Annotated in this window: 12 protein-coding genes; all 12 read right to left on the bottom strand. The window is 60.4% G+C overall.

Annotated features, from left to right (window positions below; translation table 11 throughout):
- The 12 genes from AB5Y47_RS19720 to rlmD all read right to left on the bottom strand — a co-directional run bounded on the left by AB5Y47_RS19720 (position 1) and on the right by rlmD (position 12,775).
- Positions 1-582 (bottom strand): YqaA family protein, encoded by a 582-nt coding sequence (locus tag AB5Y47_RS19720; protein ID WP_010675622.1) that lies wholly within the window; start codon positions 580-582, stop codon positions 1-3.
- Complete coding sequence (locus AB5Y47_RS19715) at positions 579-1,196, bottom strand: protein-L-isoaspartate(D-aspartate) O-methyltransferase (protein WP_010675623.1); 618 nt, start codon at positions 1,194-1,196, stop codon at positions 579-581. The genes AB5Y47_RS19720 and AB5Y47_RS19715 overlap by 4 nt, the downstream gene beginning before the upstream one ends.
- Before the next feature lie 4 nt (positions 1,197-1,200).
- A complete protein-coding gene (gene surE, locus AB5Y47_RS19710) occupies positions 1,201-1,962 on the bottom strand; it encodes a 5'/3'-nucleotidase SurE (RefSeq protein ID WP_041211067.1) in 762 nt (253 codons plus the stop codon).
- Positions 1,943-3,001, bottom strand: a complete 1,059-nt coding sequence (gene truD, locus AB5Y47_RS19705; RefSeq protein WP_043154863.1) for a tRNA pseudouridine(13) synthase TruD — start codon at positions 2,999-3,001, stop codon at positions 1,943-1,945. Before truD ends, surE begins: the two co-directional genes overlap by 20 nt.
- A complete protein-coding gene (gene ispF, locus AB5Y47_RS19700) occupies positions 3,001-3,477 on the bottom strand; it encodes a 2-C-methyl-D-erythritol 2,4-cyclodiphosphate synthase (RefSeq protein ID WP_043154801.1) in 477 nt (158 codons plus the stop codon). Before ispF ends, truD begins: the two co-directional genes overlap by 1 nt.
- Positions 3,478-3,535: 58 nt before the next feature.
- Positions 3,536-4,267 carry a 2-C-methyl-D-erythritol 4-phosphate cytidylyltransferase gene (gene ispD / locus AB5Y47_RS19695; protein ID WP_043154802.1) on the bottom strand — a complete coding sequence of 244 codons (732 nt, stop codon included), beginning with the start codon at positions 4,265-4,267 and terminating at the stop codon, positions 3,536-3,538.
- Positions 4,260-4,577, bottom strand: a complete 318-nt coding sequence (gene ftsB / locus AB5Y47_RS19690; RefSeq protein ID WP_010675628.1) for a cell division protein FtsB — start codon at positions 4,575-4,577, stop codon at positions 4,260-4,262. Before ftsB ends, ispD begins: the two co-directional genes overlap by 8 nt.
- Positions 4,578-4,754: 177 nt before the next feature.
- Positions 4,755-6,056: a phosphopyruvate hydratase gene (gene eno / locus AB5Y47_RS19685; protein ID WP_043154803.1), complete on the bottom strand. Its 1,302-nt coding sequence runs from the start codon at positions 6,054-6,056 to the stop codon at positions 4,755-4,757.
- 89 nt (positions 6,057-6,145) lie between these two features.
- Entirely contained in the window at positions 6,146-7,783 is a 1,638-nt protein-coding gene (pyrG, locus tag AB5Y47_RS19680) for a glutamine hydrolyzing CTP synthase (RefSeq protein ID WP_039041042.1), read from the bottom strand.
- 141 nt (positions 7,784-7,924) lie between these two features.
- Positions 7,925-8,722, bottom strand: coding sequence for a nucleoside triphosphate pyrophosphohydrolase (gene mazG, locus AB5Y47_RS19675; RefSeq protein ID WP_368220559.1), 798 nt, complete (start codon positions 8,720-8,722; stop codon positions 7,925-7,927).
- 170 nt (positions 8,723-8,892) lie between these two features.
- The gene (relA, locus tag AB5Y47_RS19670; protein ID WP_010675631.1) at positions 8,893-11,103 is read right to left on the bottom strand and encodes a GTP diphosphokinase; all 2,211 of its coding nucleotides are present in this window, start codon (positions 11,101-11,103) and stop codon (positions 8,893-8,895) included.
- Positions 11,104-11,452: 349 nt separating this feature from the next.
- The gene (gene rlmD / locus AB5Y47_RS19665) at positions 11,453-12,775 is read right to left on the bottom strand and encodes a 23S rRNA (uracil(1939)-C(5))-methyltransferase RlmD (RefSeq protein WP_111896572.1); all 1,323 of its coding nucleotides are present in this window, start codon (positions 12,773-12,775) and stop codon (positions 11,453-11,455) included.
- Between the last annotated feature and the right edge of the window lie 146 nt (positions 12,776-12,921).

Raw genomic sequence — 12,921 nt, 5'->3', positions numbered from 1 at the left:
TTAACGACTAAACCAGAAATAGGCCGCAACGGCCAAACCAATACAGAGCCAGCCCAGCACATCCACATAGTGCATCAGCTTGCGCTCCATCTTCTCGCCGCCCCAGCGCATCAGACCTGCAACCAGGAAGAAGCGCATGCCACGACCGATCAGCGAGGTCAGGATGAAAGGCAACAGTGCCATGTGGAGCAAGCCAGCCGTGACGGTAAACACCTTGTAGGGGATCGGCGTGAAGCTGGCAATAAAAATAACCCAGATGCCCCACTGCGCGAACCACTGCTCGGCCAGGGCAATCTTGTCCTCATAGCCAACCGAGGTCACCAGCGGCTGCACCACTGGCTCCCACAGGGCATAGCCGAGCAGATAACCAAACAGGGCGCCCAGCACCGAAAAGAGAGTGGCCAGCGCGGCATAGTGCCAGGCGCGATGAGGTTTGCCGAGCGCCATGGGTGCCAGCATCACATCCACCGGGATGGGCCAGAAGATGGATTCAATAAAGGCGGTGATGGCCAGATACCAGGGGGCATACTTGTGGCGTGCCCACTGCATCACCAGAACATAAAGGCGGGAAAACAACTTCACTCGACATCTCCGTCAATCAGGGGAACGAAACGTACCGGCTCCAGGATCCGGCTGGTGAGCTGGGAGCCCGATCGCTCGATGAGCTGCAGGGTCTGCTGACCATCACCCACCGGCAACACCAGACGACCACCGTCAGCCAGCTGATCGGTCAGGGCCTTGGGGACCTCACTGGCCGCCGCAGTCACCAGAATGGCGTCGAAAGGGCCCTTGTTGGGCCAACCTAGCCACCCATTGCCGTGCTTGGCCGACACATTGTGCAGATCGAGCTGGCGCAATCTACGCCGGGCCTGAAACTGCAGCGACTTGATCCGCTCCATGGTGTAGACATGCTCCACCAGGTGGGCCAGTACCGCCGTCTGGTAGCCCGATCCCGTCCCGATCTCCAGCACATGGGCTGGATCGTTCTGGATCAGCAGCTCGGTCATGCGCGCCACGATGTAAGGCTGGGAGATGGTCTGCCCATGGCCGATAGGCAGGGCCGTATTGTCCCAGGCCTTGTGGGCCATGGCCTCATCCACGAACAGCTGGCGCGGCACCTTCGCAATCGCCGCCAATACGCGGAAATCGCGGACATCCTGGGCAATCAGTTGATTCAACAGGCGCTGTACTATCACAACGTCATCCCTGCAGATCCAGCCACGCGCCCAGGGTCGACAGACTGCCGTAGGCCGTCATGTCGATGGTCAGGGGAGTGATGGAGACATAACCCTGCTCGATGGCGGCAAAGTCCGTTCCCTCTCCCGCATCCTGCTGGTTGCCGGGGGGGCCAATCCAGTAGACGGGCTGACCACGGGGATCCTCGGTGCGGATCACCGACTCCGCCCGGTGGCGATTGCCAAGACGAGTCACCCTGATCCCCTTGATCTGCTCGAGCGGCAGGTCCGGCACATTCACGTTGAGGATCTGATCCGCAGGCAACGGATGCACCATCAGCCCCCGCACCAGCTGGGCGGCGTAGTGGGCCGCACTGGCGAAATGAGTCTTGCCCACCAGCGAAACGGCGATGGAGGGGAAACCAAGATGACGCCCTTCCGTCGCGGCCGCCACCGTCCCCGAGTAGATGACGTCATCCCCCAGGTTGGCCCCGTGATTGATACCGGCCACCACCATGTCGGGCTCAGGGCGCAACAGTTCGTTGACCGCCAGATGAACGCAGTCGGTCGGCGTCCCCTTGACCGCATAACTCTTGATGCCGTGAAAACTGGACGCATCGAGGCGGGTGACCCGCAGCGGTACTTCCAGCGTCAGGGAGTGGCTGGCACCGCTGCGGTTGCGATCCGGTGCCACCACCACGACCTCGCCACAGGCACGCAACGCCTCGCTGAGGGCGCGAATGCCCTCGGCGTGTACCCCATCGTCATTACTGACCAGAATTCGCATCGGTTGAGTTCCTGAAACCGTGATCGGCCTCTTCGGCCAGCATTAACTCTCGTACCACGCTGGTGGCAAAGGCACCGGCAGGCAGGAAGAACGACAGGGTCAGCACCTCGCCCTCCCGTTGCCAGCTCATCTGCTCCGGCTTGAGCAGCAGCGGACGCCTGTCCTGATCCAGCCCGGCTTTCTCCAGTCCTTCGCACCAGTCACCATAAGGAGCCAGCACTTCTTGCTCGAACTCGGCAGCCGCGCCCTGGCTCGCCAGACGGCCACGGCCCCACTGGGGAGCGGTCAGCTGCACGTCTCCGGAGGCAAGGCGTGCCTCCAGCTCGGGAGTCACGCTCTCTTCGCTGAAGATGGAGTGGCTGCCCTTGAGCATCACGCAGTCGCCTGCCAGCAGCTGATGGGCCAGTCCCTGCTCGATGCGGGCGCTGACGATGGCATTGAACAGCATGCTGCGGGCGGCGGACAGATAGAGGGAGCGCTTGTTGCGATCCTTGATCCGTTTGCCGGCGAACATCGCCTTGGCGGCCTCCAGGTTGTTGCCACCTCGGCCGAAACGCTGCTCGCCGTAGTAGTTGGGCACCCCCTGGGTTGCTATCGCCTGCAAACGGGATTCCAGCCCGTCGGCCTGCTCCAGCCCGGTGAGACGCAGGGTGAAGTGGTTGCCCTTGAGATAGCCGACCCGCAGCTTCTTGTTGTGGCGCTTCACCTCAAGGATCCGGATGTTGTCGTTCTCGATGACCGAGAGATCCGGCTCGCCCTTGCCCGGCAGATGGATGCCGAACCACTGTTCGGTCACCGCATGGCGATCTTTCAGACCAGCCCAGGTCACTGCATTGCGGGCAACCCCGGCCGCATCGGCCAGCAGGCCAGCCACCCAGGCGGTATTCTCGCCAGTTTTGCGTACCCGGACGAAGATGTGTTCCCCCTCGCCGCAAGGTGCAAACCCGAGATCTTCATTGACCACGAAGTCGGCGGCCTCGGCCTTGAGGATGCCGCGAGCAGTGGGCGTCCCGTGCAGATAGGCAAGTTGTTCAAGCATCATTGTTTCACCAGCAAGACGACGGCTTCGGTGGCGATCCCTTCCTTGCGCCCCGTGAATCCGAGTTGTTCGGTGGTGGTCGCCTTGACGTTCACCCGGTTCAAATCACATTGCAGATCCGCGGCCAGCACGGCGCACATGGCGTCGATATGGGGGGCCATCTTGGGGGCCTGGGCGATGATGGTCACATCCAGGTTGCCGATGGCATAACCTGCGCGCTGCACGCGGGCAAAGACATCCCGCAGCAGGATGCGGCTGTCGATGCCCTTGAATTCGGCTGAGGTATCGGGAAAGTGGCGGCCGATGTCACCGGCGCCGATGGCCCCCAGCAGGGCATCGCTCACCGCATGCAACACCACGTCGCCATCGGAGTGGGCCAGCAGGCCCTGTTCATAGGGCACCGCCACCCCGCCCAGCATGCAGGGGCCGACCCCGCCAAACTTGTGAACATCAAAACCATGTCCGATCCGCATCATGCCTGCGCCCTCCTCAATACACGGAAATCTGTCTCATCAAAACCATGTCCGGTGCGGATCATGCCTGCTCCTCTGGGGATGAATCGGGTCGTGCCGACCGGCACGCACGTTGTTGCTGTAAATAGAGCCCGGCCAGGGAGAGATCTTCCGGCCGGGTCACCTTGATGTTGTCGGCCCGCCCTTCCACCATGCGCACGGGGAAACCGGCGCGTTCCATGGCGGAGGCTTCATCGGTGATGGCAGCGCCGAGCGCCAGCCCCTCCTCCAGCGCCCGCTTGAGGGGGCGGACCAAAAACATCTGGGGCGTCAGGGCATGCCAGAGCTGCTCGCGATCCACGGTGGCGAGGATATTGCCGGCCGCATCGGTGCGCTTCATGGTATCGCGCACCCGGCTGCCGAGGATGGCACCGCCAGAGGCCATGGCGGCAACAATGAGCGCATCGAGATCCTCATGGGTCAGACAGGGCCGGGCGGCGTCATGCACCAGTGCCCACTCCCCTTCTGCCACGTGCAACGCATTGAGCACGGAGAAGGCGCGCTCGCTTCCCCCTTCCACTCGCAGCACCCGCGGGTCAGTGGCCACGGTCAAGGTCTCAAACCAGCTGTCGTGGGGCGCCAGCGCCACGATCACACGGGCGATGGCGGGATGGGAGAGCAAACGCTCCAGGGTGTGCTCCAGAATGCATTTCCCTGCCAGGGACAGGTACTGCTTGGGGCAACTGGCCCCCATGCGACTACCAATACCGGCAGCCGGGACGATGGCGGTCAGGCCGCTCAGGCTATCAGTCATCGTAGGGGGCACCATCAGGCTCCGTCACCTGATCCTTTTCTTTGGGAATGATTCGGTAGAAGGTCTCGCCCTGCTTGATATAGCCAAGATCGTTGCGCGACAACTCCTCGATGGCCTCAAGGCCAGAGGTAAGATCGTCGATTTCCCGGTAAATCAGACTGTTGCGATCCTTGAGTACCAGGTTGTCCTGTTGCTGCCGCTCGATGGCGGTGGAGAGTTCCCGATAGTCGGAGAGGCCGTTTTTCCCCAGCCAGAGGTCATATTGCAGCCCTCCCAACAGGAGGAGCAGGATAAGAGTGAGTAGCCGCATGCACTGAGTCTCCTTCAAGCGGCCTAGTTTCCCATATTCGCAGGCAAGACAAAAGAAAGCCTGTGTGCCGGATGGGTTGGTCGGAATAAAAAATGCAGGTCGCACACGCCCATAAGCGCAGAACGAAAAAGCCCCGCCAGGTGGCGGGGCTTTTTGAAGCATGAACGCAGGCGAAAATTAAGCCTGGTTCTTCACTTCTTTCAGACCACGGAACGGAGCCTTGGCACCCAGGGCTTCTTCGATACGGATCAGCTGGTTGTACTTGGCAACACGGTCAGAACGGCTCATGGAACCGGTCTTGATCTGGCCAGCAGCGGTACCCACAGCCAGGTCGGCGATGGTCGCGTCTTCGGTCTCACCGGAGCGGTGGGAGATGACGGCAGTGTAGCCAGCGTCTTTGGCCATCTTGATGGCAGCCAGAGTTTCGGTCAGGGAACCGATCTGGTTGAACTTGATCAGGATGGAGTTGGCGATGCCGTTGTCGATACCGCGCTTCAGGATCTTGGTGTTGGTTACGAACAGGTCGTCACCCACGATCTGGATTTTCTTGCCCAGTTCGGCGGTCTGGTAGGCGAAACCTTCCCAGTCGGATTCGTCCAGGCCATCTTCGATGGAGACGATCGGGAACTTGGTGGTCAGGTCAGCCAGGAAGTCGGAGAAACCGTTGGAGGTGAAGATACGACCTTCGCCCTTCAGGTTGTACTCTTTCTTCTCTGCGTCGTAGAACTCGGACGCAGCGCAGTCCATGGCCAGGGTGATGTCGGTGCCCAGTTTGTAACCGGCAGCAGCAACGGCTTCAGCGATCACTTCCAGCGCTTCGGCGTTGGATTTCAGGTTCGGAGCGAAACCACCTTCGTCACCGACGGCAGTGTTGTAGCCCTTGGACTTCAGCACTTTGGCCAGGTTGTGGAACACTTCTGCGCCCATGCGAACGGCTTCTTTCAGGGTCTTGGCGCCAACCGGCTGGATCATGAACTCCTGGATGTCGACGTTGTTGTCGGCGTGCTCACCACCGTTGATGATGTTCATCATGGGCAGCGGCATGGAGTAGACACCCGGGGTGCCATTCAGCTCGGCGATGTGGGCGTACAGCGGCATGCCTTTGGCAGCAGCGGCAGCTTTGGCGTTGGCCAGGGAAACAGCCAGGATGGCGTTGGCGCCGAACTTGGATTTGTTCTCGGTACCGTCGAGGTCGATCATGATCTGGTCGACAGTGGCCTGGTCCTTGGCATCTTTACCCAGCAGAGCCTGAGCGATCGGGCCGTTGACGGCTTCGATGGCTTTCAGCACGCCTTTACCCAGGAAACGGCTCTTGTCGCCGTCACGCAGTTCCAGCGCTTCGCGGGAACCGGTGGACGCGCCAGACGGAGCGGCTGCCATACCAACAAAACCACCTTCCAGGTGAACTTCGGCCTCAACGGTCGGGTTACCACGGGAGTCGATGATTTCACGACCGATCACTTTAACGATCTTGGACATGTGTATTTCCTCAGGTTTCGTAAAAAAACAACAAAAATATGCCAAAAAAAGCGGCTGTGGCACAGAGCCCCAACCGCATTTATTTTCAATTACTTCAAATTACGCTTCTGATACTCGCCCGCCGCCTTCACAAAACCGGCGAACAGGGCGTGGCCATCACGGGGAGTCGAGGTGAACTCCGGGTGGAACTGCGCGGCCACGAACCAGGGGTGATCCGGGATCTCGATGATTTCCACCAGCTTCTTGTCGGCGGAGAGACCGGTCACCTTCAGACCTGCCGCTTCAATCTGCGGCAGCAGCTTGTTGTTCACTTCATAACGGTGACGGTGGCGCTCGTAAATGGTCGGGCTGCCGTACATCTGACGGACCTTGGAATCTTCCACCAGGTGGCAGAGCTGGGAGCCCAGACGCATAGTACCGCCCAGATCGGACTTCTCGGTCCGGGTCTCGACGTTGCCTTCGTCATCCACCCACTCGGTGATGAGACCGACCACGGGGTACGGGCTGTCTTTCTTGAACTCGGAGGAGTGAGCCCCTTCCATGCCCGCCACGTTGCGGGCGTATTCGATCAAGGCAACCTGCATGCCCAGGCAGATACCGAGGTAGGGGATCTTGTTCTCGCGGGCATATTTGGCGGCCAGGATTTTGCCTTCCACACCGCGCTCGCCGAAGCCACCCGGCACCAGGATCGCATCCAGACCTTCCAGCAGCTCGGCGCCACGGGTCTCGATGTCCTGGGAGTCGATGTACTTGATGTTGACGGAGAGACGGGTCTTCAGGCCACCGTGCTTGAGCGCTTCGTTGACGGACTTGTAGGCGTCCGGCAGGGAGACATACTTGCCCACCATGCCGATGGTGACTTCGGCAGTCGGGTTGGCCTCTTCATAGATGACCTGTTCCCACTCGGCCAGGTCGGCTTCTTTGCACTCGATGCCGAAGCGCTCGGTGATGTAGCCGTCCAGACCCTGGGATTTCAGCAGCGCCGGGATCTTGTAGATGGAGTCGACATCCTTCATAGAGATGACGGCGCGCTCGGGCACATTGCAGAACAGGGCGATCTTGGCACGCTCGTTGGCCGGAATGGCGCGGTCGGAGCGGCAGATCAGCACATCCGGCTGGATACCGATGGAGAGCAGCTCCTTCACGGAGTGCTGGGTCGGCTTGGTCTTCACCTCGCCGGCGGCGGCCAGGTAAGGAACCAGGGTCAGGTGCATGAACATGGCATTGTTGCGACCCACGATGGCCGCCAGCTGACGAATGGCTTCAAGGAATGGCAGGGACTCGATGTCGCCCACGGTACCGCCCACTTCGACGATGGCAACCTGATGACCTTCGGCACCGGCAATCACCCGCTCCTTGATGGCGTTGGTGATGTGCGGGATCACCTGGATGGTGGCGCCCAGATAGTCACCACGACGCTCCTTGCGCAGCACGTCTGCATAGATGCGACCGGTGGTGAAGTTGTTGCGGCGGGTCATCTTGGTGCGGATGAAACGCTCGTAGTGGCCCAAATCCAGATCGGTTTCGGCCCCGTCCTCGGTTACGAACACTTCACCATGCTGGGTCGGGCTCATGGTGCCCGGATCCACGTTGATGTACGGGTCCAGTTTCATGATGGTCACATCCAGACCACGGGCTTCCAGAATGGCTGCCAGAGAAGCTGCGGCAATGCCTTTGCCGAGGGATGAAACAACGCCACCAGTCACAAAAATATATTTGGTCGTCATGCTGAACCTGAAAGAAGTTTAGGGAATTTTAAGGGGTGCTTCGGGGATGAAGCAGGACGGGGAAACAGTATACCAAAACCCCCACTCCCAAACAATGAACAAAAATCTATCAGGCTCCCCGCCGCCCCGTCTTGCGCCAAATCAACTTTGCTCGGTTTCCTTGGCCTTGTTCCAGGCCTCGTCCAGCTTCTCCAGGGAGCAATCCGTCATTTTCAGACCTTCTGCGGCAATAAAGTGTTCAACCTGACGAAAACGACGCTCAAACTTGGTGTTGGCAGCCCGCAGCACCTGCTCGGGATCCTTGCCCAGATGACGCACCAGATTGACGGTGGCAAACAAGAGATCGCCGAGCTCGTCGCTCACCCGAGCCTCGTCCACGTCGACCATCAGCGCCTCTTCCATCACCTCCTCGATCTCCTCGTGGATCTTGTCCACCACGGGCCCCAGGGTCTTCCAGTCGAAACCGACGCTGGCGCAGCGCTTCTGGATCTTGGCTGCCCGGGTCAGGGCAGGCAGGGAGAGGGGGATATCGTCCAGCACGCTCTCCTTGTCGAGCGCCGCACGCTCTTTGGCCTTTTCCGCCTCCCAGTTCGCTTTGACCGCCTGCTCGTCACCGAGATCGGCATCGGAGAAGACATGGGGGTGGCGGCGAATGAGCTTCTCGCTCACGGTATCGATGATGTCGGCAAAGTCGAACAACCCCTGCTCCTTGCCGAGCTGGGCATAGAACACGACCTGGAACAGCAGATCACCGAGCTCCCCCTTCAGCCCTTGCCAATCTTCGCTCTCGATGGCATCCGCCACCTCGTAGGCCTCCTCCAGGGTGTGCGGCACTATGGTCTGGAAGCTCTGCTTGAAATCCCAGGGGCAACCCCCGTTCGGGTCACGCAATCTGGCCATGATGTCGAGCAGTTGGGGAAGGTCGTAGCGTTGGGACATGGGCAACTCACTTTCGATTCAGTAAATGGGTTCATGAATATCCGCTCACGCCACTGCTCCACATGATGTGGAGCCATGGCGGACGGAGATGGGGCGCGTGATATCCGTCTTCAATGCTCTGCAAGGAGGGAGAAAATGCAGACCGGCCACTGGGGCCGGTCGGTTGAGCATTACAGCCGCTTGGCGCTGATCACGTCGTTGAGCTGACTGAGCTTGGCCAACGCCCGGTTGAAGGCGTTGATGTTGTAAATCTCCAGCTCCATGTCTATTTCGGCGGTCTGCTCGCGCACGTTGGAGCGCGAACGCACTCCCATCACGTTGATCTTCTCGTTGGCGAGCACGGTGGTGATGTCGCGCAGCAGGCCGGATCTGTCGTTGGAGAGAATGCGGATGGTGAGACCGTAACCGCCGGAGTAGTTCTCCCCCCAGACCGCATCGATCAGGCGCTCCGGGTTGCGACGCGACAGCTCCTTGAGCTGCTCGCAATCCTCCCGGTGGATGGAAACCCCCCGTCCCATGGTGATGAAGCCCTGGATGGCGTCCCCCGGGATGGGCTGGCAACAGCGGGCGATGTGAGTCATCAGGTTGCCCACCCCTTCCACCACGATGTGATCCTTGGGTTTGGGGCGGAAGGGCACATTGGCCTTCTGCTCCAGCTTCTCCAGCAGACGGCGATCTTCTTCTTCCGCCGTCGGCTTGTTGTAACGGGTATCCAGATAATTGAGCAGCTGGTTGATGCGGATGTCGCCGCTGCCGATACCGGCCAGCAAATCTTCCAGCTCCTCCGCATGGAAGCGCTCCAGCACTACCTTGTCCACCTTGGAGAGGGTGAGGTTGTGTCTGTCCAGCTCTTTCTCCAGCAGCTCCTTGCCGGCGGCAATGTTCTTGTCCCGGTCCAGCTTTCTGAACCAGGTGGCCACCTTGGCCCGCGCCCGGCTGGAGCGCAGGAAGCCGGCGTTCGGGTTCATCCAGTCGCGGCTCGGGTTCGGCTCCTTCTGGGTGATCACCTCCACCTGATCACCGGTTTGCAGCGTATAGGTGAAGGGCACGATACGACCGTCGATCTTGGTGCCGATGCAGCGGTGACCGATCATGCTGTGCACGTGATAGGCGAAGTCGAGCGGCGTCGCCCCTGCCGGCAGGTCGATGACATCGCCCTTGGGAGTGAAGACATAAACCCTGTCCTCGAACACCTGACTGCGCAGATCGTCCAGCAAGGAGCCGCTCTCCGAGAGGTCCTCCTGCCAGGCGAGGAGTTTGCGCAGCCATTCGATCTTGTCTTCGAAGGTGCTGGTCTTGGCAGCGGCCTGGGCCCCTTCCTTGTAGCGCCAGTGCGCAGCCACACCGAGCTCCGCATCCTGATGCATCTGCTCGGTACGGATCTGGATCTCCACTGTCTTGCCCTCCTCCCCCACCACCACGGTGTGGATGGACTGGTAGCCATTGGGCTTGGGGTTGGCGACATAGTCGTCAAATTCGCGGGGAATATGGTGGAAATGGGTGTGAACGATACCGAGCGCCGCGTAGCAATCCTGCAGCCGCTTGGTGATCACCCGCACCGCGCGCACATCGAACAGCTCGTTGAATTCGAGGTGCTTCTTCTGCATCTTGCGCCAGATGCTGTAGATGTGTTTCGGTCGGCCATAGACCTCGGCCTCGACGCCGGCCTCGGCCAGGGCATCGCGCAGGGACTGCACGAATTCGCGGATGTAGCGCTCGCGGTCGAGCCGTTTCTCGTCCAGTTGCTTGGCGATCTGCTTGTAGGTGTCCGGGTGCAGGTAGCGGAAGGCGAGATCCTCGAGCTCCCACTTGAGCTGACCGATACCGAGGCGGTTCGCAAGGGGAGCATAGATGTTGGTGATCTCCTGGGCCATCAGCACCCGGGTCTCCTCATCCGCCTTCTTCGCCTCACGCAGGCAGGCGATGCGCTCCGCCAGCTTGATGACCACGGCGCGCACGTCCTCGACCATGGCGAGCAGCATGCGGCGCACGTTGTCCACCTGCTCCGGCGAGGTTTCGCTGCGGTGAAGGGTTTGCAGGGAGCGGATGGCCTCCATCTCCAGCACCCCTTCCACCAGCTTGGCGATCTTGGGGCCGAAGTCCTCGTTCACCTTTTCCTGGCTGATGAGACCGGCTTCGACGAAGGGATAGAGAATGGCGGCCTTGAGGGTGGCGAGATCCATGCTGAGCATCAGCAGGATGCCCACCATCTCGACCCCGCGCACCAGCAGGCGGTTGGTGAGCGCTTCGTCACCCAGGGTCAGGCAATACTGGTAGACGGTTCGCAACTGATTCTTGTCACTTTCACTCAGGGTAAGGGAACTGACCCACTCATCCAGAGTGAAATTGTCTTTCAAATGAATATCGCGCACCGCAACCATGGTATCAATCCTTAAAAGTGTGGGGTCGAAAGCCGATGCTCTCCTCATCCCCTCATCAACTGATGACTGCCTCAAATGGGGATGCATGAAAGAGTTTTCAAGGCATGTCACCGCGCAAGGTGACAGGGCTCTTCCCCGCATCCGATCCACTATCGACGACCTAGATTACCCTAATCACTCCCGCTCAAACAGCGCTGCCGCCGCTGGAAAACCAAGATAACCGCATTCTGCCCTGCCCGTTGAAGGCAGCGAAAAACACCTGTTTTACCTCACTCTGGCAGCATCATGCACATCGAAAAATCATCACGACCGCATCTTGATTCATCCAGAATAATGCGGTCGCCTCGACTCAGCCCCGTTCGAACAGCGCCATGGACTCCAGATGACCGGTGTGGGGGAACATGTCCAGCATCCCCAGACGGGTCAGCTTGTAGCCCCCCTGCACCAGCACCTGACTGTCACGGGCCAGGGTGACCGGGTTACAGGAAACATAGACCACCCGTTTGGGGGAAAGTGCCGCCACGTGGCTCATCACCTCCAGCGCCCCGGGTCTGGCCGGATCCAGCAGTACCAGATCGAACCCTTCCCGGGCCCAGGACATGCCCACGATGTCGCCGCTCAAGTCCGCCTTGTAGAAGCGGGCGTTGTCGATGCCGTTGCGGCGGGCATTCTCCTGTGCACGCGTCACCATGGCGAGCTCCCCTTCCACCCCCACCACTTCGCGGGCCTGACGGGCCAGCGGCAGGGTGAAGTTGCCGATGCCGCAGAAGAGGTCCAGCACCTTGTCATCCTTGCCTGCGTCGAGCCAGCTCAATGCCTGCTCCACCATGCGCTGGTTAACGGACCCGTTGACCTGGATGAAGTCGCCGGGAGCGAATGCAAGAGACAGGCCATCCAGCGTGTAACTTGGCTGAGACTGTTGACGCAGAGGTTCGATCTGCTCGTCCGCCGCCTGCAGATAGAGGTCTATCCCCTGGGCGGTGGCAAACTCGGTCAAGTGCGCCCGGTCCGCCTCGGTGGGGCGACCGGTGTGGCGCAGCAGCATCAGAATGCCCTGCTCCCCCTGAATGAGTTCCGCATGGCCCAGTTCGCGCTGGCTCTTCAGCCGGTTGAGGCATTCGCGCAGAGGGGCGATAAGGGCGGAGAGGGGCTCGGCCAGCACAGGACAGCCGGCAATCTCTACCAGATCGTTCGACTGGCGACGACGAAAGCCCACCCGGGTACAGCGACCGTTCTTGTCAAACTTGATAGCCAGACGGCAGACCCGGCGGTAGGCGCGGGACTCCCCCGTCAGCGCAGGTGCCAACGCTGGCGCCTGGATGTTGCCAAGGCGCTCGAACAGGCTGACCAGCCCCGCCTCCTTGGCCGCCAGTTGATCTCCCTCTCCCAGGTGCTGGGCACTGCAACCGCCACACTCGCGATAGTGGTCGCAGAAGGGGGCGACCCGGTTGGCCGCCGGGGTCACCACCTGTTGCAGGGCGGCGTGGGCATAGTGCTTCTTGTCGTCGATGATGCGGGCCTTGATGGCCTCGCCGGGCAGCGCCCCTTCGACGAAGATGGCCTTGCCCTGATGACGGCCGATGCCGACACAGTGGTGATCCAGACTGTCTACCGTAAATTCAATACGTTGGGGCTGGGTGGATTTCTTTTGGGGCTTGAAAAACTGGGCCATAAAACTTGGTGCCTATAGGTGGCTATGTCATGATTGTGGAATCTGCGGCAGACCATTGTCCCACAAGAATAATCGTATGACCAAATACGGCCTGAGGGCCCCAGCCGCGGCATCCGCCCCATCGTCCATTCTGACCAAAAGTGGCC

Source organism: Aeromonas sp. R7-2 (assembly GCF_040908105.1).
Lineage (GTDB): Bacteria > Pseudomonadota > Gammaproteobacteria > Enterobacterales > Aeromonadaceae > Aeromonas > Aeromonas caviae.
Note: the sequence above shows the minus strand (reverse complement) of the source record. Positions and strands in the feature narration are given on the sequence as shown.

Coding starts and splice junctions, on each gene's coding strand:
- surE (WP_041211067.1), bottom strand. CDS start 1,962: ATGCGAATTCTGGTCAGTAATGACGATGGGGTACACGCCGAGGGCATT.
- relA (WP_010675631.1), bottom strand. CDS start 11,103: ATGGTTGCGGTGCGCGATATTCATTTGAAAGACAATTTCACTCTGGAT.
- mazG (WP_368220559.1), bottom strand. CDS start 8,722: ATGTCCCAACGCTACGACCTTCCCCAACTGCTCGACATCATGGCCAGA.
- truD (WP_043154863.1), bottom strand. CDS start 3,001: ATGCTTGAACAACTTGCCTATCTGCACGGGACGCCCACTGCTCGCGGC.
- ftsB (WP_010675628.1), bottom strand. CDS start 4,577: ATGCGGCTACTCACTCTTATCCTGCTCCTCCTGTTGGGAGGGCTGCAA.
- pyrG (WP_039041042.1), bottom strand. CDS start 7,783: ATGACGACCAAATATATTTTTGTGACTGGTGGCGTTGTTTCATCCCTC.
- rlmD (WP_111896572.1), bottom strand. CDS start 12,775: ATGGCCCAGTTTTTCAAGCCCCAAAAGAAATCCACCCAGCCCCAACGT.
- ispF (WP_043154801.1), bottom strand. CDS start 3,477: ATGATGCGGATCGGACATGGTTTTGATGTTCACAAGTTTGGCGGGGTC.
- ispD (WP_043154802.1), bottom strand. CDS start 4,267: ATGACTGATAGCCTGAGCGGCCTGACCGCCATCGTCCCGGCTGCCGGT.
- eno (WP_043154803.1), bottom strand. CDS start 6,056: ATGTCCAAGATCGTTAAAGTGATCGGTCGTGAAATCATCGACTCCCGT.